This is a genomic window from Methylophaga sp. SB9B, from assembly GCF_004832235.1.
Lineage (GTDB): Bacteria > Pseudomonadota > Gammaproteobacteria > Nitrosococcales > Methylophagaceae > Methylophaga > Methylophaga muralis.
Window position 1 is genome coordinate 1 of record NZ_SSXS01000012.1, and the last position, 24,884, is coordinate 24,884.

At 40.9% G+C, this 24,884-nt stretch carries 21 protein-coding genes and 1 pseudogene; 20 read left to right on the forward strand and 2 right to left on the reverse strand.

Translation table 11 applies throughout. The features are described 5' to 3' along the window. Window positions 1–50: 50 nt before the first annotated feature. The 6 genes from E8Q33_RS12235 (at window position 51) to E8Q33_RS16470 (ending at window position 5,224) form a co-directional block, all read left to right on the forward strand. The gene (locus E8Q33_RS12235) at window positions 51–806 is read left to right on the forward strand and encodes a metallophosphoesterase (protein WP_247870089.1); all 756 of its coding nucleotides are present in this window, start codon (window positions 51–53) and stop codon (window positions 804–806) included. 111 nt (window positions 807–917) lie between these two features. Then, on the forward strand, window positions 918–2,525 hold the full coding sequence (locus E8Q33_RS12240; protein ID WP_168800207.1) for a DUF4145 domain-containing protein: 1,608 nt from the start codon (window positions 918–920) through the stop codon (window positions 2,523–2,525). 244 nt (window positions 2,526–2,769) lie between these two features. After that, on the forward strand, window positions 2,770–3,099 hold the full coding sequence (locus tag E8Q33_RS12245; RefSeq protein ID WP_136555061.1) for a hypothetical protein: 330 nt from the start codon (window positions 2,770–2,772) through the stop codon (window positions 3,097–3,099). Between the two features lie 12 nt (window positions 3,100–3,111). Then, the gene (locus tag E8Q33_RS12250) at window positions 3,112–3,855 is read left to right on the forward strand and encodes a hypothetical protein (RefSeq protein ID WP_136555063.1); all 744 of its coding nucleotides are present in this window, start codon (window positions 3,112–3,114) and stop codon (window positions 3,853–3,855) included. A gap of 254 nt (window positions 3,856–4,109) precedes the next feature. Continuing rightward, window positions 4,110–5,009: an AbaSI family restriction endonuclease gene (locus E8Q33_RS12255; RefSeq protein ID WP_136555065.1), complete on the forward strand. Its 900-nt coding sequence runs from the start codon at window positions 4,110–4,112 to the stop codon at window positions 5,007–5,009. 83 nt (window positions 5,010–5,092) lie between these two features. Then, a complete protein-coding gene (locus tag E8Q33_RS16470; RefSeq protein WP_256369461.1) occupies window positions 5,093–5,224 on the forward strand; it encodes a hypothetical protein in 132 nt (43 codons plus the stop codon). Between the two features lie 159 nt (window positions 5,225–5,383). On the opposite strand, the gene E8Q33_RS12260 is transcribed toward E8Q33_RS16470, so the two are convergent. Further along, window positions 5,384–6,322 (reverse strand): metallophosphoesterase, encoded by a 939-nt coding sequence (locus E8Q33_RS12260; RefSeq protein WP_136555067.1) that lies wholly within the window; start codon window positions 6,320–6,322, stop codon window positions 5,384–5,386. A gap of 16 nt (window positions 6,323–6,338) precedes the next feature. Beyond that, entirely contained in the window at window positions 6,339–6,584 is a 246-nt protein-coding gene (locus E8Q33_RS12265; RefSeq protein ID WP_136555069.1) for a hypothetical protein, read from the reverse strand. A 104-nt stretch (window positions 6,585–6,688) separates the two neighbouring features. On the opposite strand from E8Q33_RS12265, the gene E8Q33_RS12270 reads away from it, so the two are divergent. From E8Q33_RS12270 to E8Q33_RS15700, 14 genes and pseudogenes are all read left to right on the forward strand, one after another. After that, on the forward strand, window positions 6,689–7,021 hold the full coding sequence (locus tag E8Q33_RS12270) for a hypothetical protein (RefSeq protein ID WP_136555071.1): 333 nt from the start codon (window positions 6,689–6,691) through the stop codon (window positions 7,019–7,021). Continuing rightward, the gene (locus E8Q33_RS12275) at window positions 7,021–8,016 is read left to right on the forward strand and encodes a YafY family protein (RefSeq protein WP_136555073.1); all 996 of its coding nucleotides are present in this window, start codon (window positions 7,021–7,023) and stop codon (window positions 8,014–8,016) included. Before E8Q33_RS12270 ends, E8Q33_RS12275 begins: the two co-directional genes overlap by 1 nt. 63 nt (window positions 8,017–8,079) lie before the next feature. Then, window positions 8,080–8,727, forward strand: coding sequence for a hypothetical protein (locus E8Q33_RS12280; RefSeq protein WP_136555074.1), 648 nt, complete (start codon window positions 8,080–8,082; stop codon window positions 8,725–8,727). Further along, a complete protein-coding gene (locus E8Q33_RS12285; protein WP_136555076.1) occupies window positions 8,724–9,011 on the forward strand; it encodes a hypothetical protein in 288 nt (95 codons plus the stop codon). Before E8Q33_RS12280 ends, E8Q33_RS12285 begins: the two co-directional genes overlap by 4 nt. 71 nt (window positions 9,012–9,082) lie before the next feature. Beyond that, window positions 9,083–9,307, forward strand: coding sequence for a hypothetical protein (locus E8Q33_RS12290; protein WP_136555078.1), 225 nt, complete (start codon window positions 9,083–9,085; stop codon window positions 9,305–9,307). A 185-nt stretch (window positions 9,308–9,492) separates the two neighbouring features. Further along, window positions 9,493–11,022, forward strand: a pseudogene (locus E8Q33_RS16475) (STY4851/ECs_5259 family protein); the annotation flags it as partial. A gap of 55 nt (window positions 11,023–11,077) precedes the next feature. Next, window positions 11,078–12,778 (forward strand): STY4851/ECs_5259 family protein, encoded by a 1,701-nt coding sequence (locus tag E8Q33_RS16480; protein ID WP_256369462.1) that lies wholly within the window; start codon window positions 11,078–11,080, stop codon window positions 12,776–12,778. Then, a complete protein-coding gene (locus tag E8Q33_RS15685; protein WP_211116157.1) occupies window positions 12,775–15,507 on the forward strand; it encodes a DEAD/DEAH box helicase in 2,733 nt (910 codons plus the stop codon). Before E8Q33_RS16480 ends, E8Q33_RS15685 begins: the two co-directional genes overlap by 4 nt. A 110-nt stretch (window positions 15,508–15,617) precedes the next feature. Beyond that, a complete protein-coding gene (locus tag E8Q33_RS15690) occupies window positions 15,618–18,362 on the forward strand; it encodes a helicase-related protein (RefSeq protein WP_211116158.1) in 2,745 nt (914 codons plus the stop codon). Window positions 18,363–18,373: 11 nt separating this feature from the next. After that, on the forward strand, window positions 18,374–18,970 hold the full coding sequence (locus E8Q33_RS15695; RefSeq protein WP_211116159.1) for a hypothetical protein: 597 nt from the start codon (window positions 18,374–18,376) through the stop codon (window positions 18,968–18,970). Between the two features lie 108 nt (window positions 18,971–19,078). After that, window positions 19,079–21,508, forward strand: a complete 2,430-nt coding sequence (locus tag E8Q33_RS12310) for a class I SAM-dependent DNA methyltransferase (RefSeq protein WP_136555084.1) — start codon at window positions 19,079–19,081, stop codon at window positions 21,506–21,508. Further along, window positions 21,508–22,815, forward strand: coding sequence for a restriction endonuclease subunit S (locus E8Q33_RS12315; protein ID WP_211116160.1), 1,308 nt, complete (start codon window positions 21,508–21,510; stop codon window positions 22,813–22,815). Before E8Q33_RS12310 ends, E8Q33_RS12315 begins: the two co-directional genes overlap by 1 nt. Window positions 22,816–22,828: 13 nt before the next feature. Then, window positions 22,829–24,034: a DUF4268 domain-containing protein gene (locus tag E8Q33_RS12320; protein ID WP_136555086.1), complete on the forward strand. Its 1,206-nt coding sequence runs from the start codon at window positions 22,829–22,831 to the stop codon at window positions 24,032–24,034. Window positions 24,035–24,096: 62 nt separating this feature from the next. Beyond that, window positions 24,097–24,846 carry a type I restriction endonuclease gene (locus tag E8Q33_RS15700; protein ID WP_211116161.1) on the forward strand — a complete coding sequence of 250 codons (750 nt, stop codon included), beginning with the start codon at window positions 24,097–24,099 and terminating at the stop codon, window positions 24,844–24,846. Window positions 24,847–24,884: the final 38 nt, after the last annotated feature.

A 24,884-nucleotide genomic window follows, 5' to 3' on the forward strand; every position in this document is an offset into this window, starting at 1 on the left:
AACAGCATATTGATGAGCCGGTCACTTAATATTAACTTCAAAAGGTTTTTATGAAATTCCAACTTTTCTCTGACTTGCATCTTGAAATGGGAGACTACTTCATCCCGCCTGAATCAGATGCAGATCTAATCATTCTTGCAGGCGACATTAATACAGGATTGAAGGGGCTTCAGTACGCCGTAAAGCTCATTAAACGTTTTGATAAGGATGTCATTTATGTTCCGGGTAATCATGAGTTTTACCGACATGACATCAGATTACTAAGAGAAGAAATGCGGTTATTCGCAAAACCCTATCCAAGGCTGCACCTGTTGGATAATGACGAGATAATATTAAATGGTGTTCGGTTCATAGGCTCAACGTTATGGACGGACTATGAACTTGATGGACGTTTCGATAAACAGAAAACAATGGAGTTTATTTCGTTTTATTTAAACGACCATAGATTTATTAAATACGGTGATAACCGTTTTACTGCACAAGATGCGTTGTTACTTCATCAAAAGGCCAAGTTATACCTGCATGAAAAGCTCAAAGAACCATTTGAGGGTAAGACGGTTGTTGTGACGCATCATGCGCCGAGCTTAATTTGTCATCACCCTGATTTTGAGATGGACGAGATGGCTGCAGCATTTATTTCGGATTGTGATGATTTACTTCAATATGCTGATGTCTGGTGTTTTGGTCATACGCATGCAAATGTGGATAGATACATTAATTGCTGCAGGCTTGTGAGCAATCAAAAGGGGTACTTTCATGAAAGGATGCCACATCCTTTCATGAGAGATTTAATCATTGTTGTATAGATTAAATAGAGAATATGCCGTCTGAACTGTAGACTCAGAATTTACTACTCAACTAAATGCGAGTTACACATTGGATAATAATCGATACAGATAAATGCAAGGATGCAACACATGAATAAAAAGGAAATAAAGACCACCGTAGTGGCAGATTACATGCTGATTCAAGGGATTTCTGAAGGCCTAGGAGCTGCATACAAACAAGCTATTTCAATGTATGTTGCTGATTGTTACTGTGAGTCTTTGGTCAATTTTAGAAGCTGTTTATCTAATATTTTAAATATACTGGGATATATCAACACCAGAGATGTTACGTTAAAAGATTTGATTGAGGACTTGAATAATTCCGGCAAAGTCAATCTTATGATTCCAAACCTTATGCATAAGATCCGTATTGCAGGTAACAAAGGGAGTCACTCAGAAGAATATCCGGAGGAAAACTTTAATATTCTTTGTAATCAGACTTATAAAAATTTCATACACTTAATAAAACTGCTTTACCCAGTGCTTCACTCATCTAATGAATGTCCAACTATTGAACTTACCTTAGAAAAAGAATTGAACATTGTTGTAATGGCTTCCAGAGCATTATTTGAAGACGATAGTAATGCTCAATATCTGATCGCTAAAAAGCTTTATTCAAATGCTCAGAATAAACTCCTCTCCAGTACGATGGGATACGCCAACAAAAAAACTATCTTGGAACTCGATAATGGCGAAATCGAAACGCGATACCATGACAAAAGGACCGCTTTTAATACAACTATCGCATTACAACTTTTTGACTCATGCCAATATTCAATGCCTGAAGCCGCATATGAATATGGAAAATTGCTCTTAACTGATGGGCATTGGTTGAAATCTGCTTCAGCTGAAGATTCTTCTCATGAGGAAGGAGTAAGAAGAGTCCACTTTGCTGCGATTCATGGAATTAGTGATGCCCTCTATTTACACGGTTGTATTCGTCTTCATGGTTTATACAGTCAAGATATTAACGTTGATTATGCCCTTGAGGATTTGGAAGAAGCAGCAAATAAAAATCATCCAAAAGCTACACTCGAATTAGCAAAATATTATTACAACCTCGGTAAATTTGAATTGGCTAAAAACTACTACGTTTTAGCTGAACAACGGGGTTCATCAATAGCTCAATGTGCTCTTGCAAAGAATTTCATTGATGGAACGTTTATTCTTGATGATAGGTATCAAATTGATGTGCTATTGCTGGAATCATCAAATGCCGGGGTCACTGAAGCTAAACTGTTAAGAGCTCGTTTCATGATTGATGACTCATCCAAAAAATTCAATCCTGACATTCCAAATCTTTATGATGAATACTTAGAAAAAGTAATGGATGCTGAGGTTTTGCTGGAGTATGCACAGTACTTGATTGACCATAATGAATTACCCGCAAAGGCAATGAGTTTATTGCATATGGCTTTTAAAGAAGCAAAGCACACTGGACACAAGCTCTTGGTAGAACTTTTAGAACTAGTCCTTCCTAAAATTTACTATGAACCCGACTCTTTTCAGATGGTGTTCAAATTCCCACCTGAGGCACAGATTAAGTTGCATGATTTCGAATCACACAAGTCTAAGGCTCGAAAAATTAATCCAAGAGAAATGACTTCAACAGCTAAATCTGCTGATCCAAAGCTTGGTAGAAATGAACCGTGCTATTGTGGATCGGGTAAGAAGTACAAAATGTGTTGTTTGCAATAGTAATTATTAACACGGAAAATTCATCCATCAGCATGAATTTTATACAGAAATATCATAATCACCATCTTCTTGGCATTATGCAGAAGTCAGTTAAATAGATTGGTGGATTAAGATTGTAATTGACCTCTAATCTGATCTTCAAAAGAAAACAAGTTTCCTCAGAAAACTTTAATGGCTGTCCGAAGCGACACCATCTGTCGTATTGTTCTTCTATGCTATAGGAAACTGACCGTAAGGAAACTCAATGTCTAATTTTGATCCAAAATTTGAAATTACCCGTTTAAATATGCTTGCAAAGCAACACTTCGAGATAGTGAAGGTAGATGGCCAACTATTTTTCCATGCTGACGAAAATGAAGATCACTTCAGCCATGGAACTTGGACGCTGGACGAGGATATTGAAGTTCAAGCATCAGATTCCGGTTTTAAATTACATTTGATTGAACTTCTCAATATATTCATTATGTACAGAGGCGAAAACAATAATCTTCCTAAAAAGATGGGGATTGTTCGTTTTGGTGACGGTGAGCTTAATATCCAATGGCTGACTGATGAGACTGTAGATTTATCCTAAAAGGAATCAAAAGTGGATGCATTAATTAGTGATTACACAAATACACTTAAAAAGTTAGATATAAAACACTTAAGCCCTGTTGAGGATAAGTATTCAGGCGTTTTTTTACCAGTTCCTTTTGACGAATATTGGTCATCAAAAACAAAAATCATGTTGGTTGGACGAGAAACAGCAGGATGGAACACAAATAATGGAAAAAATACGCTCAATAGAATTGTGAGATTTAATGAGGACGGTAACCTTAGTGAAATCATAAGCGAGTCAATAACGCGGTATGGTAAGCATCTGGTCATGAGTAAAGGTCAAGTTGTTACTAAGTCAAGAAGTCGGTTTAAACAATTCTTCTTTCGTTTAGCAAAAGAACTTAATGTTGATCCTAAAGCTATAGTTTATTCGAATATCTTTGCATGGGACTACAATAAAAAATCACCAAGAGTGCGTCCAGAGCATGAGCTGAGTGAAATAACTTCTATTTCCAAGAAGCTTCTTGCCTCACAAATCAAACACCTCAAACCTGATTTTGTAATATTCGCTACTGGCTTTGTCGGTATAGATCCAATCATTAGACAATTGTTCGAAGAAAACTTTAATGGTCACCAGAATACCGCTGATGTAATACCAATGAAATTGTGGCAATTTGAAGCAGCAGGAGCTACTTGTTTTCGCATAGCACATCCAAGGGCAACTCATGGACATGGGGAATATAGAGATATTGTAATTGATAGAATCAAAACCATTGTGAACGCATCAATTTAACTAATAATCATTGTAGCTTTTTATCCGATTACTCTAGCAATAAGTATAAATTTAAAATTTTCAGCTGAATCGTCACTAATTTACTAAACACATGTTAGCCATTAAAAGAGGTGTAAATACGCATTAAACGTTATCCAGAAGAATTCAACTTTGAAGCGGTACGACAGGTAACTGATCGTGGACAAAAAAATTAGCGGGTTTATCTTTACAAACCCGATTTAAAATAATAAATTCAATTGGTTACAACAATCACAATGATACAAACCAAGACAGACTACATTCTGAGAAGCCTGCGAAAACTTTCGCACAAAACATGGGAGCTTTTCATCATTACACGGATTCTTCATGAACTTGACGATGATGAGATTGAGTTTGTTACCCAGCAGCTTGTTCGTCGACCAGACGCCAGTCGCGCATTGACAGATCTTTATTTCCCGCAACTAGATCTACATCTCGAAATTGATGAACCTTTTCATAATTATCAGTTAAGAACTGATCAGTTGCGTGAGCAAGATATTGTGTTGATAACAGGACATAGAATTGAACGAATAAAGGTTTTAGATGAAGCTGGCCAACAAAAACCACTACATCGTATTCGTTTTGAGGTGGATAATTTTGTAAGTTTAATTAAGAAATTAAAAGAGTCTCAAATCAAAAAAGCACATTTTATTGCTTGGGACTGGGATAAGAAGTTTTCTTCTGTCCCTATCATCGAGAGAGGTTATCTCGATGTAGAGGATAATGTCACATTTAGAAAGCAAACAGAGGCGATGCGTTGCTTTGGTTTTATAGGTAAAGGTTATCAAAGAGGTGACTGGCCTATTCCTGATGGTACTCATGACCGCATTTGGTTTCCTCGTCTTTTTGAGCACTTTATATGGCACAACGAATTGACTGCAGATGGGAAATATATTTTTGAGAGAGCACTTAATGACGAGGGTGTGAGGTCAATTGCTAAACAGCTGAAGGATGCTGAAGCACATCCAGAAAGGAAAATCATTGTATTTGCAAAAGCAAAGGATCCATTAGGAGCAAATCTTCTTAGGTATGTTGGTACCTTCGTTATAAATATATATGCTTCAACAAAATGGGAAATTCGTTTTGACTTAATCAGAAGCAGAGAGCCTATCCGGGTTGGGTATCAGAGGAATTGATTCTCTAACTTCAATATCATTTATCAAATCAGTCTAATTAAATAATGTCGTATATTTAGACTTAATTGAAAAAGGACTGATTTATGCAATTCAAAGCAGGGATGCTCATATACTCGCCAACCGATCTGACCAACTATCTTGATAGCCCTTTTGCCACTTGGATGGATCGCTTTGCAAAAGAATATCCAGAGAAAGCGCCTGATACCGATCTATAAGAATGACTATTTGTTTGTACCATATCGAATAAGATTGAAGCCACTAATTCTATAATGGGTATTTGAGTATGATTGGACTCAGTAGACGCGTCAATGTGCATTTTGGCCACCTAGAGTATTTAAATACATCGCACGCTATCATGTTTACAGCATCAGTTATCAACTTACCCAGACAAAGTTATCCGATGAAAGCTCATGACATCCATCCCAGCGATAAGCGCATAGCTTGCCATTTCCCGGTTTATTTTCATCTTGTGCTGCAATACTGTAATCAAGACAAATGACGTGTTTGGTGAGGGGGGCAGGTGTGCCTGTTAACCAGTAATGTCCAATAAAAACAGGCTTTTCATCGTCATAGCCGGGTAGAGCATGAGACTGGATTGCTTGTTCAGGGATCTGCGATTTTACCTCTTCAGAAACCATTGCAATATCCTGATAGGTTTTAGCTGATGTTAACCACCACCGAGTTCGAATATTGGTTCTTGGAACTTGATCTTTGTCTTTGAATTCGTATCCACCGGGCAGAGGAATTTCAAGGCCTTTAAGGATCACTTCGGCAGCATCAAACACATCATTACCTTTTTTAGCAATTTGTTGCCAGGAGCTACTTAAAAATTGATTATCTTGATCCATATGAGGCTGAAGTGTCTCAAGGTGTTCAGGATGCCAACAGGCATGAACAACTCTAAAGTCATCAAACTCCAAAAAAACGGGTAGTGTTTTAAACCATTCAATCATTTCATGATGCTGAGTTGTATTTTCACCAACCTGATCTAAAAACTCACGATGTTGCTTTAAATTCTTTTCCGTGTGAGGCCTTAAAAAGGTATCAGCAGATATTTCATCAACCGTTGCCCAGGCAATTGCATTAAATTCATGGTTACCCATAATCGCAAATGCATGACCTTTTTCAACCATTGAACGTGCGATTTCGACGACTTCAACTTGATGTGGTCCACGATCAATAAAATCACCCAAGAAGATAACTTTTCGATCGGGATGAGCCCAGCAATCACCATCGTGCTGATAGCCAAGCTTTTCAAGCAACTGACGCAGTGGCTTTGCATGCCCGTGAATATCACCAATAAGGTCAAACATTTTTATACGTCCTTGGTTAGAATTTCTTAAAAAGTGCCGACTCAATAGCACTTAAGTCAGCTCTCTGGGCTTGCTCAGCATCAAATAATCTTGTTAACACTAACAAGGTTGAGTGCTTAAAGCTAAGTCCTGTTTCCATATTTTGATAAATTTGCTTTGCAACAAAATCGTACTCATCAAAACACGCATTTTCCTTACAGCAAGTCTGCATTGGATCCATATCAAATAGTACTTTGCTGATCTGTTTAATGCTGGGTTGCATATCACCTCCTTGCTGATTCTGTTACGGTAACAAACTACTTGCTGAGGCGACATTCATTGTCGCTAGATGTTTTAAAGTGCTAAACAACCAGAACGGTCAAAATTATGGAAAATAAATTGAAAGGCATGCAAGAGAAATTTATGCAGCTGCTCTCTTATGAGCTGAACGCTTTTTATAATGACATTAAGCTTCGACAACACAAAGATCCAAAGCTGAAGAATCGAATTGAGGGGATCATGCTTGCCGGTACCAGAATGGAGATAGTTGAAGGATCCTTTTTACAACAGCACATTGAAGCAGTTCATTTCGAAGTATTTGGGATGTCTATTAACGAGCGTCGCTTAAAAGAAATTAAGGACGAGCCCGATACAGTGGACTGGAATTATTACAACTCGCCTACAATACATCGACAGCGTTCACATGAAGGTGAACTCTAATGGCCGATACCAGTATTCGATACTTAGCCATGTTACAAACTATTCCACGTTATCCGTTGGCAATAAATACCAGCGATATTCAAACACGGTTGGCCGATCAGGGCTTTGAAATTAATGTCCGCAGTATTCAACGCGATCTGGAAAAACTCTCAGTCTATTACCCGCTGATAGTTGATGAGGGTGTTCGGCCTTATGCCTGGTCATTTGATGTGAATGCTGCTTCACGGATGCTGCCAATGTTGGATGTACCGGCAGCACTGACTTTTGAGCTTGCCTATGCCTATCTAAAGCCGGTGCTGCCCGGAAAAGTCCTTTCACATTTAGAGCCGCATTTTAGAGAAGCGAGAGAAGTCCTTAAACGTAATGGTAATCCACTGTCGCACTGGCCGGAAAAAATTCGGGTAATCACTCGTGGACTCTCGAGCAAGCGTCCTGCAGTGGATGCTGATGTGCTTGAGAATTTGACTCAGGCGCTTCTGGATAACCAACGGTGTGAAATTATCTATCAGGGCAGACGATGGAAAGAACCAGAAAAAATTATTATCAATCCACTTGCAATGGTTTTCCGTGAGCCGAATACCTACCTCATTACAACCATAGAGGGGCGGGAGCATGTCCGACAATTGGTATTACATCGTATTCAACACGTTAAAATATTAGCCGAGCCCGTTCAAAGACCCGCCGACTTTGATGTAGATAAGTTCATTGATGATGGTGAAATGCATGTGCTTAATTCAAATCAACAGATTTCATTGAAGCTGCGTTGTGATAAACCACAACTACTGCAGTTGATTGAATCCCCCATTGGCGTTGATCAACACATTTATACGGATAATGAAACGTTTTTTGAACTGAAAGTTACTTTGGCTGACTCTCAGGATTTACGTTGGTGGTTGCTGGCACAATCATCACATGTCGATATAATTGAACCAGAATGGCTGAAATATGAAATTGAAAATGAGTTAGAGAGGGCACTTAAACGAATCAAAACTTAGACGACAGTATGCGTCGCTTTATCTGTGATGATTAAGCTTAACTCACAAAAGGGGGAGTGGCATATGCAGTTTCATCATAAACTTCAAAAAGCCTTGGAAAAACACTCTGAGGAAAGCATTCTCATTGCGCTTGGTTATTCATCTCCCAAAGCACTGCAATATAATCGATTACGTGCCGTTATGAATGAACCACGACTTGGCTTTGACCATAGCTTTTTTGACTTTCATCTCACGCATGATGAATTCATTATGCAACTGTCCCTACTTGCCGATATTGATAAGTCTGTCGCTTATCATGTGATAGAGCAGGTTAAAGCCGACATTGCTGAAGAAAAAGCGGTTTTTAAGCCCTACCTATTTGTGGATACAGGATTTAAACGCACTACACAGCCTATCTTTGCTTTAGCGGCTTGTGAGGGACAACGTTATCTGCCATTTGAAAAGGATTTCTACCGCCTTAAACTTTCAGAACAATTATTACGTATCTACAAAACTATCCAGACTCACATGGAAGATACCGGCGGGCATTTGGGTATTTGGGGCTATATCCGTCGTTATCATTATGTCTTTGATGTTGGGCACAGTCTTGAGATCACGCCTGATGGTCAGATCGTCGCTGCACATGATGACTTTTCACCCAGCACTGCCCGTATCAGCCTTAAATCAGGTACTGATAAAAATCTGTTTGACGTGATAGGAGTAGCCTCATGACAGTTCATTCCAAATCGTTTGCAGACGTACCACTCGATCCTGATACAAAAATCATAGAACAACGCGAGATTTCAATTAAATCTTTGCCTTGTCTATTCCAGCGATGGTCTTGGGAGAGCATTAATGCGAGCAGCTGTATTTTTCACACCTTTGATGTGCAATCTTTTTCTGATAATCAGCTTCAAGCGTTAATAGCTGAAAGTGAATTAAGCAACACTCTTGGCACAAAAACAATAAGTCGTAAAGACGATTTCACCTTCGTTAATTTTAACTTTCAATATTGATGAAGGCGAAAAGACCAATGGGTATTACCAAAAGGCAGGCATTTAGCACATCTACTTTAACGAGTTTTATCATGCTCTTAATAATAGTCAGTATCGTCGTTTCGTTTAATGTGCAAGCTCAAACACGCGCGATAATCACGGAAATATCACCCGTGGCACCACTGACTAATTCGGGAATTGACGCCAAGGGCGATACCCTTCGAGGCACGAACGACCGTTTTGGTAATGAAACATATCGAGATAATCAAGGTAATACGATTCGCGGACAAATCGACTCATTTGGCAACAAAACTTAAAGAGATAGTCATGGGAACGTCATTTGATGTCATTTGGATTCCTTTGGAAATCAATCTTGTAGATAGTTCGACTATGTAGCCAATTTGTTTGGAGGCTGAATAAGATGGGTTTGTATGATAAAAGTAACGTTGATTAAGTTGGAGATTTGAGTTTGAACTCAGTTAATGATGCAGGGAACATCAAAATGTGGTTGACAGAGTTTCTGTTATCAAGACTCATGACTTCCAAATCTTTATCTCAGCCACTGTATCGTTATGAAGTGACTGATGAAGAATATCATTCCCTTGTTTCAACTCTCAAACTGACCAAAGATTTTATCCATAATCCATTGATGATGCTTCAATGGGCACCATGCTTTTGCTTATTTGTTGCCGAAACCTATCGACGTGAATATGACGGTGGCGAAGGCGCGTGGTCATGGCATCCTTACCAAAATCTTTTAGGAGTTGATTTATCTCGAGAAAGAAATCAAATCGTTAGGAATGGTTTGAAGTATTGGGGCAGGCCGCTCAGAAGTAGAGAAAATGGAGCTGATTATCTCGGATCACTATTTGCCGAAGGCGGGCTTCCTTGGCGGTTGTTGAGTGCTGAAAAACATGGTTTCGGGCGGGCAGTAAAAAGTGGAATCAAAAATTACCATGCAGCGAAACGTTCAGGCATCCCACTTACCACCCATGTTAAGGACTTTTGCCAATATTTCCCTGCAAATTTTAGAAATCATGAGACCTATGTACTCTTGGCAAGCGTAGTTGAGAGTTTAATGACATTAGCGAAGCTTCATGAGGATCTTCAGTCACAAGATGACCCGGCTCTTTATCTTGATAAACAACAGCCAAATTGGAGAAGCTGCTTTCCCTTGCCAATTGGTGAATCAAATGCAAAAGCACTGGTAAATGAATGGTTAAAAAATGCCGGAACAAAACAAAAAGAAATTGAAGAGGCCAGAGGAGTAGCTAGAAACTACACGGCCATAAACTCGCTTGTCAGCTCACCGGAAAATTTATGTTTCTCAAGTCGAGTTTTCTTACCACTTAATGAGGAAATCATTCTTGAAACTGCTGTTCCGAGCACACGACTTGAGATGGTTTTTTTTGAGGGTGAGAACCGAATATTCAATGCTGGCATAATTTATGGCCGTCTTGACGAAGCAAGAACAAGGCTAAAAATCCAGTTTCCTCAAAATGAATATAGACTAAATCGTAAGGACATTGAAAAGCCTCTGAAGCTCCGGCTATTATCAAATGGGGCAGTAGTTGCTGCATACTATCTTCAAAATAGCGATCTCAGTCCTGGAGATTCACCTCTGATTTTCACTGATTCAGAGGAACCAGAGCTTATTGCTTGTGCTTCCATAGATATATCTCAAAGCTCTGTTTTAGTAAGATGCCCTTGTCACGCAATATCAGAACCGGAATTAGAGCCATGCTTTGAGGATGTTGAAGGCGGCAAATGGTATCGGATTCACACAAGAACCATATTCAAAATCAACAGCGACTCATTCTATGTTCAATTTAAAGAATTTGTTGAATCTGAGCTTCCTGTCATCAAAGGTCGTTTATGTCTTTTTGATACGGTTCCAAACTTGACCTATTACGGTCTTCCAACAGTTGATTTATCAGCCTCAGATCTCACTAGAACAGGTCTTCCAAGCGTATACATTGATGAGCTTCCAGTTCTGTCTGAAACGCAGTATGGCTCACATATATTGTCCTTGAGAAACACGGAGGGATTGAGTTTTTCAGAAAAAAGTTGGTGTTGTACCCGAGGACTTGATCATCGATACAGCAAGTTCCTATGGAACCAACCCTGCTCGAGTTCAATTAAAAACACAGCAAGACATCATCGTTTCAATCGCGAACGAGACAGTAATCATTTTATCCCAAGACTCAAATTTGTTAGGAACCACTATAAAAGTGGCAGTGAAAAATGGTGCTGAGATTCCATCCAACCTACACTTAAATATTAAATCAGCTGCTAATGATAGCTCGCCTGTATTAATTCGATTGCCTTATCCTCATGAGGGTGCAACCCTTTTTGATAGCTCAGGGAAAGTTATTGATAAAAATATAGTTTCATTGAGTCAGTTATTGGGCATGAGCTTGCAATTGACCAGTACATCTGGTCACAAACAGCGTTTCTATATGGTTGCTGAATTGCGTGGCATGAGAGTTTCAAATCTGAGAAGAAGCTACCCGTTTGATGTTTTTAATCAAACAATAAGCGTAAGTCTGCATACTTTTCATGATGACTTTATGCAATTACTTAGTACCGTGACTGATCAGGATGCATTAATAAAAGTTCGGATTGAAACAGACCAACTAATCAAACAATTCGAAATACGGCGATATGCGGGACGCTTAGAGCAGATAAATCATGCAGGTCAATTTAGTTTGGTGACAGATGTTTCTCTCGACGAGGGACAAACATCTCTAATAGGCATCCACTTGGCAGATCCTGCAGAAAATCCTATAGCTATTCCACAAAAAATGTCTGCGGGAATATCGACGGATTATTTCGAAATACCACAAACCATGAAAACAAAGGGCCCATGGTTAATCGCTCCCTCAGAAACCTCATCTTTATTATTTAGACCGACCATCTGGATTACGGATGATATGTCCGATAACGAGACAGTGAAAGACCAAGTTCAAACGATGCATAAGGCTGCTGCTCTATATCATCCAACTTTAAACCCAGAAGCTTTTAATCATGTCATTACCGAAATGGCAAGTGATATGTCTCATAGTGGGTGGGTGTATTTATCAAAACTAAAAGAAAAATATGCTTATATGCCCCTTTCGGTTTTCATGGCTTGGCACTCACTTTCAACTAACGCTCAAGCACTTGCGAGTGCGGTTTTGAGGCTTGATGTCGACTATCTATTTTGCCAGCGACTCGTTAACGATCTCGCCATCATTTGGGAAACAATCACTCTAGAGCAGTGGAGGCATGCTGTTGCCCATTTCCGTGAATATCTTATTTCGCTTGGCATAGCTGAAATTGCCATAGATGGCATTCTTTCTGACAAGTTCAGAAGCGTGGGAAATGTTATTCCAGCAATCAAATATTTTTCTGAACATCTTTTAACTATTAGCCAAGAAAAAGTTCATGCTGTTCCCATCGCTGCAACATTTCCTCACTGGTATCAGGAGCTTCGAAGAAGGCATTGTGATGATGACAGGTGGCCTGAGTTTATGGGAGAAGATCTAAAAAACTGGATGATTTCTCAGGTTGATTCATATCAGTTTCAAAATGAGATCAACATGGACTATGAAAGGTCTGTCGTTTTTTTTCCGATCTTTATGGCTTACCTAACTTCGGGGAGAAGTACTATTGAAGATCTGCGATACGGTAAAGCTGAAACGCGTTTTGCCTTGAGAGTGCTTTCCGACTTTGATAGAGAAGCATGGTACGAACCAGTATATGCGCTGGTCCTTAGTAATTTGATTAAAAAAGAGAATAGCTTGTGAGTGGAAGTTTCACAGATTTAGTAAATCAGTCAATTGAGCGAACGAGAGAGTCGGTTCTAAGCATTCTAGGTGTAAATGATGTGGGATTGAGGACACATCTCTCACAGCAGATGCACAATGAATTTGGTAAAGAAGGTTGTTTCCTCGCACCTCCTGTTTTTGAGCATACATATGGATGGGAGTCTGGTAATTCAAAATTGGCAGACCTTTCTGGCAGTTTCCTTGTAAAAGAATTAGTTGACGCACTAACAAATGCTGAAAATCCTGACTATAAATTTTCGGGAGAAATAAAGCCTTACAAGCACCAAATTCAAAGTTGGGAAGTGCTTCTGGATGCAAAACCGAAATCTACAGTCATAACCACGGGAACAGGTTCTGGTAAAACTGAATGTTTTATGGTGCCAATCCTGCAAGATCTCATACAAGAAGCCCAAGAAAAGAAATCTCCTTTGATTGGTGTAAGAGCATTGTTTCTATACCCACTCAACGCCTTGATAAATTCTCAGAGAGAGCGTTTACACGCTTGGACGAAACCTTTTGGAAACAACGTGCGATTTTGCCTATTTAATGGCAATACTGCAGAGAGAGCTACAAAGGTAAGAAAGCAGCAGGCAGAATTTCCAAACCAAATTCTTTCTCGAGAGTTGTTGAGAAAAGAGCCTGCACCAATTTTAATGACAAATGCGACCATGCTTGAATACATGCTGGTTCGACAAGTTGATAACCCAATCCTTGAGAAGTCTAAGAAAGCTGCTTCTTTAAGATGGATTGTTCTTGATGAGGCTCACACTTATATAGGTTCTCAGGCTGCAGAGTTGTCCTTGCTTTTAAGAAGGGTAGTTGAGGCTTTTGGGAAACGTGCGGAAGAAATCCGTTTCGTTGCTACATCAGCCACAATTGCTGATCCCAATGCACGAGATAGCTTGCAAACGTACCTAGCTTCTCTTGCTGGCGTGCCGGTTGATCAGGTTGTAGTTATTGGCGGTAAACGATCAGTTCCGGCTTTGCAAAACGATATTGGTCGGTCACAACTTACCTTTGATGAAATAAAACTGATTGATGAGGGCCAAGAGGTCTCAGAAAAACGGTTTTCAGCAATTTCAGCCAATATAATTGCCAGCACCCTTCGAGAACAGATTGTTGAAGCTGCTAAACCTAAGACGCTAATTGATTTGGTTAATGCATCAAAGCATATTCTTGTTACGCGAGAAAAAACTGACCGGCAAGATGAGGTTTTGCAGTGGCTTGATTTGATGTCCTCAACAAAAAAAAATGAGGATGCTCCACCATTTATCAAACTCAGAATGCATCTTTTCCAGCGTATGCTCCACGGTTTATGGGGATGCGTTGATGTTGATTGTAATGTCAAAAACGAACTCATCAAAAAATGGCCGTATGGGAATGTCTATCTAACGCAGCGTAGTCAATGTGATTGTGGCGCCCCAGTTTATGAGATTGCTTTTTGTGATGACTGCAAACAACCACACTTAATTGCACAAGATCAAAATGGCTTTTTAAGACAATCTTCACAATATTCCGGTGATGAATTTTCTTTACTTGAAGACGACGATGATGACAATTCAGAATTAGGCAGCTCGAAAGGTGCCCAACAAGTTGTCATTATTGGTGCAACCGAATCCGAAGGCTATCATCAAGTAAGTCTTGATCTTGACTCTAGCGCTTTAGGGCGCACAGAAGGTAATCGATTACTTAATATAAACCTTTTCTATATAAAACTTGACCCAAAAGTTATTTTGAGTTGTTCTGCATGTAACAATAAAAGTAATAAAGGTCCGGACGCGTTTCTTAGAAAAGCATATTTAGGGGCGCCTTTCTTTGTAAGTCAGGCTGTACCAACCGTACTTGAGTTTTGCCCCAAGCCCTCAAAGAAAGATCTTATGGGGGTATCCCCTGAATCAATGCCCGGTGATGGTAAAAAATTGATTACCTTCACCGATAGCCGCCAGGGTACCGCGAGGATGGCTGTAAGAATGCAGCAGGAAGCCGAGCGCTCTAGGCTTCGAGGGATGGTCTTCCAGGTTTTAAGAAACGTTCAAACAGCTAAAAACCTTGAAGTAACTGATGTTCCAACCGCTACTCCAGAAGCTTTGGAAGAACAAGCTGAAAAACTGCATACAATGGGCATGAAGGATTTCGCTCAAAAGCTTCGTAAGCAGGCGGAGGCAATGAAATCTGGAGTTAGCGTAAAGGCACAAGTGGTAGTGCCATGGTCAGAAATGGTTGATGAATTGGCCAAGTCGAATGATCTTAAGCATTCAATTCTGGACTACAACAAATATGCAAACCCACAATTTTTTGGTGGAGATGCAGGAAGTAAAACGCTTGCCAGATTACTACTGATGCGTGAGTTTTCTCGTCGACCCAAGAATCAAAATAGTAGTGAAACCCTTGCTCTGGTGAAAGTTGGTTACAGAGGGCTTGATAGTATTAATGCTGTACCAGAATTCTGGCAACAGACACGCGTTTCAATTTCTGAAAGCTCTGACGAAACTGAGACTTTATCTTTACAGGACTGGAAAGACTTTCTAAAGGTCGCACTAGATTTTTATGTCAGGGAAAACACAATAATTAGCCTAGCTAAAGATGAGCAAAACTGGATGGGGGCGAGATTCGCACCAAAGTTGCTTTTTGGCCTGATTATCAGCGTACTGATTCACGTTCTAGAGCCTGGCCTACAATACAAAAAAATGGCCAGTACTCGAGACTAATCAAAGTTCTGGCAGTAGGGGCGGAATTAAACCTTGAACTCAGTGCGCATCGCGATATTATCAATACCTGGTTACGCGCTGCATGGACGACTTTGATTGGCGCACAGATATTGCAAAGTCGTGATAATGGCTATGCACTCTCGCATCAGGCATTAGAGTTTTCATTGCCTGATCAGGCATGGGTTTGTCCCGTAACCAACCGACTTTTGGACACGACTTTCCGTTCCTACACACCGTATTTACCTCGGGTCATTATTGCCGAAAAATATCGTTGTAAAAAGGTCAATTTACCTGACTTCAGTATGCTCGCTCCGGCGGGAGAGTCTGAAGGTGTTCTTAAAGCAGTCCGAAACAAAGTAGCCAATAATCCGGAAATAAAAGCTTTGCGTCAGCAAGGTTTGTGGACTGATATTTCTGACAGAACGGTTGAGGGTGGCTTTTATTACCGAACAGCAGAGCATTCCGCGCAGCAGTCTGCCGAGCGATTGCAACGGTATGAGAAAGACTTTCAAGATGGTCGAATTAATGTTCTCAATTGTTCAACTACTATGGAAATGGGCGTTGATATTGGTGGTGTATCGTCGGTCGTTATGAACAACGTTCCTCCTCATCCGGCCAATTATCTTCAACGGGCTGGCCGAGCAGGGAGAAGAAGTGAGTCAAGAGCAGTTGCTTACACATTATGTAAGCCCGATCCGCACAATACCAGAGTATTTAATAACCCAAACTGGCCATTCGTAACGGCCATACCCTCTCCTACAATTACACTTACAGCAGAACCATTGGTCCAGCGTCATGTAAATTCATTTCTCTTGGCAAATTTCCTTTGTAATGAAGTATCGACCGACGATGATGACCGAACACGTTTGACCGTTCAATGGTTTTTCGGTGGGGAGGATAGTCACTCTCAGCAATTTATAGACTGGTTAAGTGATAGTAAAAACTTACCAGAAAAAGGCTTGAAAAGTATCGTTAGAGGAACGGCATTAGAGTCCAAATCTATTGCCATAATGGCTGATGAGTCGAGGCAAAAAATTGATCAGCTAGGCAAGGCATGGCGTGAGGATTATGAGCGGCTTAATCTGAGAGTTGAGCTTGCCACCGATGAGGCTTACAAAAAGGCCATGGAACTTGAGAGGAAACGTCACGAGCAGGAATATCTTCTTCGTGATCTAGCCGCCCGAGCCTTCCTGCCTGGATATGGCTTTCCGACAGATGTAGTAAGCCTATCTACATACAATGTTGAAGATTTTATTGAGCATCAAAACTCAAAAAACGGTTCATCAAGAGATGACAATATTTTCCAATACAAAGATAAGCCTTCACGGGATATGTCTATTGCTATTCGAGAATATGCACCGGGAGCACAGGTTGTTCTTGATGGGCGCGTTTATCGTTCGGCTGGTGTTGAATTACAAGCATTTCAGTCAGGTTCTGGTGGTGTTCAGAAATTTGATATTGCTTGGCGTTGCAAACGCTGTGGTACAAATGGTTATAAAGAATATGCTTATCTAAATGAAGATGAGCTGACATGTCATGAATGTCATAGCACCATCCCATTTACAGAGACTAAAAAGATATTGCGTCCTGCTGGGTTTGTGACGGACTTTTACGAATCAACAACAAATGACGTGAGTAGTCAGAAATTTATTCCTGTAAATCCCCCCAGAATTAGTATCGAGGGCATTACCGTTTCGTTACCGGATGAGCGATGTGGTTTTGTCAGGTTTGGAGAGGATGGTCACGTTTTTCATCATTCTTCGGGCGAATTTCAGAAGGGCTATGCCATTTGTATGTCTTGTGGCCGAGCAGAGTCGATGACTGTGCATGGCGAACTTCCGGCAAGATTGCGTCCTGAAAAAGAGCACAGACCCATCGGTGGTCAGGTAGGGAGTAATCGCGATAGTAACTGCTCGGGTGAGAGGGTAATGCCAAATATACATTTGGGTTATCAGACGGTAACGCATGTTCTTGAATTGGCTCTGAAGAATCCGCTTAATGGAGAGTGGTTGCCCATATCAGAAACGGGTAAAGCGATAGCTAATACACTTGCTGTTGCGCTTCGTGATGCCATTGCGGAACGCTTGGGTATTCTAAGTACCGAAATGGGCTTTGGTACTCGCCAGGATAAGGATCTTGAGTCTGGACGCAACAGACTGTTGATCCAGGTTTACGATAACGTTGCTGGCGGCGCCGGTTTTGTATTGTCCGGATTGGAAAACCTCACTGGACTGCTTTTCAAAGCTTTTGAAAAACTTGAATGTGCTGCAAATTGTGCAAACGTTTGTTCGTCTTGTCTTGCCGGACAAGACAGCCGCGTTGAGCAACAGGAATTAGATCGTAAAGCGGCACGAGAATGGGTTGCCTTAACCAAAATCAGGGACTATCTCAAACTACCTACGCCGTTTGATGGTATTCCCGGTGCGCAATATTGGGCTTATGAACCCAAACGTTTCACCCGTCATTGGATTAACAAAAAAGCAACAGAAATTGTATTACCACTTGCAGGGCAACCTGATGACTGGGATCTCACAAACCCGATATTTCGTAATGAACTGATTGCCTGGAAACTGATTGAAGATCTCAATGTTACCATCGTGATCGATAAATCTGTGCAACTTGATAACGAACTTAAAGATGCGCTGAGTTTGTATGAAAAGGTTGGTATCTTGCTCGCTGAATCGGTTGTAACCTCCATTCACCCTGATGTTTTGATAGCTACACAGATAAAAACAAAATCTGGCGAAATTATTAGCCTGCTCACTAATGACACATTGTCACTCGAGCCCGGCAAGATTGGTTTTCTTCTCAGCCTTCGAGTCTTTGGGTTTTCAGCAAACAATATCCTGAATTAGCAGTAAAACCCATGAATACTTCTGGTTGGCAGCAAACCCCTGCAAGTGCTGAAGTTACAGAGGTGAAGAGCGAGTTAAATGTACCATTGCCCCAACTTGCAGACGCGTTTGTTGCTTTATTAGAAATCAAAGCACCCGGCTTTGCCAGTCTGCTGAAAAAAGACAAGGTCATTAGCATTCATTATCAGGATCGTTATTTGAAGTCCCCCTGGAATGTTATGGTTTTAATGGCTTTTCTTGAGGCATTTCGAAACGACCAAACCAAGCATGTGGTATTGGAAACGGTTGCTGATAACTCAAATAGCTCCTCACATCTTCTATGGCATAACTGGCCTGACATATATGAAATGCAACAGACAGTTACCAAGTGGATTCAGCTGCGATATGAGCTAAAACCGAGCATTGAGATTCATAACCGTACTTCAGATCTAACGCATCGCCGTATCCTGACTCTGGAATTTGCTTCTGGTGCTAAATGGAAATTAGCATTTGACCAAGGCATGGGGTACTGGGAAGCCTCAACATTCAATCGCGACAATAATGGTTTTGACTTCAATTTAGATGCTGAGGGACAGCTCGCACGCATTCTCAATATTTGCCAAATATGAAGTTGAAAAATGCCGGTGACTGGCCAACCGACATTTCAATTTATCAGTAACTGGCAGATGGCCATCATTTAGTAATACTCACGATAACAATAGGAACCGCTCTAACTCATGGATCACAGCAGTCACAACAAACTTGTCTCTTTTATCTGGTCAATCGCTGACGACTGTCTACGTGATGTTTATGTGCGTGGTAAATACCGGGACGTCATTCTGCCGATGTTGGTGCTGCGACGTCTCGATAGCTTATTAGAGTCTAATAAACAAAATGTACTCGAAGAAGTCGATTTCCAGCAAAAGGAAATCGGCCTAACAGAGCTTGACCCACGAGGGTTATGTGATGCTTCGGGTTATGTGTTTTACAACACCTCAAAATGGACTTTAAAAACCCTGTTTAGTACAGCGACCAATAACCAACAGATTTTATTGGCAAACTTTGAAGAGTATTTGCTTGGTTTTAGCGATAACGTTAAAGAAATCGTCGAGCGCTTTGAGCTTAAAAGCAAAATTAAGCATATGGCGAACAAAGATGTATTGCTGGATGTGGTCGAAAAGTTCGTTTCGCCTTATATCAACCTGACACCGGACGTAATCGAAGATCCTGATGGCAACAAACTGCCAGCGTTGTCGAATTTGGGCATGGGTTATGTGTTTGAAGAGTTGATCCGAAAGTTTAACGAAGAGAACAACGAAGAAGCAGGTGAACATTTCACCCCGCGAGAAGTGATTGAACTGATGACTCATTTGGTTTTCGACCCCGTGAAAAATCAGCTTCCTCTGACTATGACCATATATGATCCTGCCTGTGGTAGTGGCGGCATGCTTACCGAGTCGCAAAATTTCATTGAAGAAAAATACCCAAATGATAACCGTGACGTTCATCTGTACGGTAAAGAAATCAATGACGAGACCTATGCTATTTGTAAGTCAGACATGATGATAAAGGGAAATAATCCCGAGAACATCAAGGTCGGTTCCACCTTATCGACCGATGAGTTTGCAGCACAGCGTTTTGATTTTATGCTCTCAAATCCACCGTATGGCAAAAGCTGGGCTTCAGATCTTAAGTACATTAAAGAAGGCTCTGATGTTATTGATCCTCGCTTTAAAATCAAACTCAAAGACTATTGGGGTAACGAAGAAGAGGAGGATGCAACACCCCGCTCAAGCGATGGCCAATTGCTGTTTCTCATGGAAATGGTCAGCAAGATGAAGTCACCACAAGCTAGTCCTTTAGGCAGTCGTATTGCTTCTGTCCATAATGGCTCATCACTATTTACCGGTGATGCCGGCGGTGGAGAGAGCAACATTCGCCGATTCATCATTGAAAACGACATGTTAGAGGCCATTGTTCAATTACCCAATAACTTGTTCTACAACACCGGTATTACCACTTACATTTGGGTTTTGAACAACAATAAACCTGATGCTCGCAAAGGTAAGGTGCAGTTGATTGATGCCAGCCTGCTGTACCGTAAATTGCGTAAAAATCTGGGTAACAAAAACTGTGAATTTGCTCCTGAGCACATCACTGAAATTACCGATACTTACCTCGCGTGTGTGGACGTTGAAAGAGCACTTGATGCAAACAACGACCCTATCGGCATCGCCAGTAAGGTGTTTAGTAATGACGACTTTGGCTACTACAAAGTCACTATCGAGTGCCCAGATCGCCGCAGAGCCAAGTTCACTCAAGATGCGATAGCTCCACTGCGTTTTGATAAGCAGCTTAGTGAAGTGATGGAGTACGTGTACGCAGAGCACGGAGAACGTGTTTACGAAAAAACTGGCTATGGTTCTGATCAGAAAAAGAGCTTCTTAAAATCCATTGAGAAGGACATTCTTTCCTGGTGTGAAGAGAACGACATCAGTCTCAATGCTAAGGCTAAGGCCAAACTGCTTGATGTGAAACACTGGCTGGCGCTAAAAGCGTTGCTTGAAACTGCACAAACGCTGATGGCTGACATCGGTAGCATTGAATTTGATGACTTTAATAGCTTTAAAACCCAAGTTGATAAATCGCTAAAAACCCGTGCGATTAAGCTTTCAGCACCTGAGAAAAATGCCATCCTGAATGCGGTAAGCTGGTATGACGAAACCGCCAAGAAAGTCATTAAAAAGATCGTTAAATTAACGGGTGATAAATTAAACGACCTGCTGGATCGCTATGAGTGCGAAGTAGCTGACCTGCCTGACTTTGGCTATTACCCCATTCCTACAACAGAAGGCGGTAAAAAAGGCGAGTTCATCACTTACGAGACGAACTCAGACCTTCGTGACACAGAATCTGTTCCATTGAAGCATAGCATCTACCAGTACTTCCTAGATGAAGTGAAACCTCATGTTGATGAAGCATGGATAAACCTGGATACGGTGAAAATTGGTTATGAAATCAGCTTCAATAAGTATTTCTACCGTCATAAACCGCTGCGTAGTTTAGAAGAGGTCGCAACTGACATCATCAACCTAGAACAAAAAGCCGAAGGTCTCATTGCGCAGATATTGGGCGTGAAAGTGGCGGAAGTTCAGGGAGAAGCGTAATGGAATGTTTAGCGTTGATGCCGAAATATGAGGCTTATAAAGATTCTGGAGTGGATTGGTTAGGAGCCATACCAGCTCACTGGAATTCATTTCCTTTGTGTGCAAAATCGAAATTAAAATCAATTTCTAATAATGAAAATGAAGAGCTTTTATCAGTCTATTTGAACAAAGGTGTAATAAAATTCGATGACATTGATGCAAAACGTACAAATGCTACCAGTTCTGATTTGACTAAGTATCAGTTGGTAGAGCCAGGTGACTTTGTTTTAAATAATCAGCAAGCTTGGCGTGGTTCAGTCGGTGTTTCTGATTACCGAGGAATAGTCAGCCCCGCCTACTTAATACTTTCTTTATCGGAAGATATAGTCCCTCGTTTTGGTAACTATCTATTCAGAGATGGGGCAATGGTAGCTAATTACTTAGTTAGCTCAAAAGGCGTAGGAACAATTCAGAGAAACCTATATTGGCCGCAATTAAAACGAGCTTTGGTCTTTTTGCCAACAACCGAAGAACAGTTCCTAATTGCTAACTACCTAGACCAAAAAACCGCTCAAATCGACGACGCGATTGCCATCAAAGAGCAACAAATCAGCCTGCTTAAAGAGCGTAAGCAGATCATCATCCAACAGGCTGTCACGCGAGGGCTTGATTCAAGTGTGCCCATGAAAGATTCTGGTGTGGACTGGATTGGCAAGATTCCAGAGCATTGGGAGGTTAGAAGGGCAAAGTACATATTTGAAGAGATTGATGAACGCTCCAAGACTGGTGTTGAAGAGTTGTTGTCTGTTTCACACAAGACTGGAGTTACACCTCGATCTGAAAAGAACGTATCGATGTTTATGGCAGAAGATTACACGGGTTCAAAGCTTTGTCGGGAGAACGATTTAGTCATTAACATAATGTGGGCATGGATGGGAGCTTTGGGAGTTTCTGATTGTGTTGGTATTGTTAGTCCTTCATACGGCGTATTTCGACAGAAAGTAGAAAATACCTTCAATCCCGATTATTTAGAGAACCTGTTAAAAAGCGTTAATTATGTAGAGTACTACAACAAGGTATCCACAGGGCTTCATTCCTCTAGGCTTAGATTCTATGGCCATATGCTTTTTGCAATGAAAATGGGCTACCCCAGCTATAAAGAGCAAAATGAAATTATGGCTTACCTGAATGAACAAACAAAGAAAATCAACTTGGCACTAGATTCTCAGTTGGCTCAAATCGAAAAACTCAAAGAATACAAAATCACCCTGATCAATAGCACCGTCACCGGCAAAATCAAAATCACCCCAGAAATGGCTGAAAGCTGAGTAAGGAAGCAATATGTTTACGTTAAATCATCAAACCAATCGTATCAGCCCGGTTAAGACGAAAAAATTCAGCGAGCTGGGTTTTACAGAGCGTAAGCATCTGCAAGAATGGCTGGCGCACCAGCCGGACGCATTGGGTGAAGAGTTGCTCATCATCCAAAAGGAGTTCGACGGTTTTGATGACACCCGTGAACGCCTGGATTTGTTAGCCCTCGATAAAGATGGCAATCTGGTTATTATAGAAAATAAGCTTGATGATTCAGGGCGAGATGTGGTGTGGCAGGCGATAAAGTATGCCTCTTATTGTGCCAACCTGACCAAAGGCCAGATTGTTGACATCTACCAGCAGTATTTGGACAGGTATGAGCCTGTTTTAGGTCAAATTGATCTGATGAACATGCCGCATAATGCTGGCAGTAAAATTTGTGAGTTTCTGAATGCGCCAGATTTGGACGAGGTGAAGTTAAATCTGGGGAGCAGCCAACGGTTAATGCTGGTGGCAGCCAATTTCAGAAAAGAAGTGACCAGTACTGCGCTTTGGCTGCTGGAACAAGGCATTAGTATCCAATGTTTTAAAGTCACACCTTATTCGCTTGGTGAACAACTGCTTATCAATATCGATCAAATCATCCCGCCACCAGAAGCCAAGGAGCTGATGATTAGTATTCGTGCTAAGGAAGCAGAAGAAAAAAGCACAGAAGTGGTACTCAAAAACCGCTACAACATTCGCCATGAATATTGGCAACTGGCGCTGGATGCTTTCCAAAAAAGCCCATGTACCCTTTACAACAATATCAGCCCTGGCAAAGATCACTGGCAGTCAGCGGGATCAGGACTGAGTGGTTGTCCTTATAATCTGATTTTTTTACAAAAAGAGCTCCGAGTTGAGTTGTCCATCAGTCGTAGTCAGACAGAAGAAAATAAATTCTTGTTCGATTATTTGTATGGCCAAAAAGCTGAAATTGAACAGCGGTTTGGTCAGCCACTACACTGGATGCGATTAGATGATAAAAAAATGTCACGCATTCAATTTTGTGTTGAGGCAGATGGTTATAACAAAGAAGTTTGGCCACAAAGTATTCAATGGCATATTGAGCACATGACACGCTTTGAACAAGCGATGAAGCCATCGTTACAACAAGCTAGTGATGCACTTAAGATAACTGGTCGTAGCTTGCCAGATGAAATTAATCAAATTAAACCAGACCTGCAGGAATAAAAGGATACACAATGGTATCAGCTACAAATGAACTGGCACTTGAAGCGGCTATTGAGCGGGCTTTGACCGGCACAAATCCTCAAACGAGTAGATCCGGTGAAGATGTTAAGCAAACACCTGCTGAGTACGATGTTGCCAATAATGGATTCGAAATTGGTTTACCTGCTGACTTTAATATTCAATATGCGATTGATGAAAAGTTGTTTTGGCGGTTTCTTGAACAGACTCAGGCACCACAATTAGAAAGGCTTAAAAAGAATAGCCCGATTGATTGGCAGAGAAAGTTCTTGGATCGCTTTGATAGATTAATCAAAAAGCATGGCATTTTGCAGCTTTTGAAAAAAGGTTTAAGTGTCGATGATGCGCACTTCGACTTGATGTACCCAGCTCCCTTGGCAAGTAGCAGTCAAAGCATTAAAAATAATTTCGAAACCAATATTTTTAGTTGCACCCGTCAGGTGCGTTATTCACTTGCAAACCCATTGCAAGAAATTGATATGGTGTTGTTTCTGAATGGTATCTCATTAATCACTCTGGAGTTAAAGAATGCCTGGACAGGGCAAACAGCTCGTTATCATGGCCAAAAACAATATCGTGATGACAGAGATGCCAAGCAGCCGCTCTTAAATTTTGGTCGATGCCTTGTGCATATGGCGTTAGATACCGATGAGGTATACATGACGACCAAACTGGCTGGAAAAAGTACTTTTTTCTGCCCTTCAATAAAGGCCACAACCTCGGTCAGGGAAATCCGCCCAATCCTAAAGGTCACAAAACAGCCTATTTATGGGAAGAAATATTTACCAAGTTGAGTTTGGTAAATATTATTCAACACTTCGTCAGGCTTGAT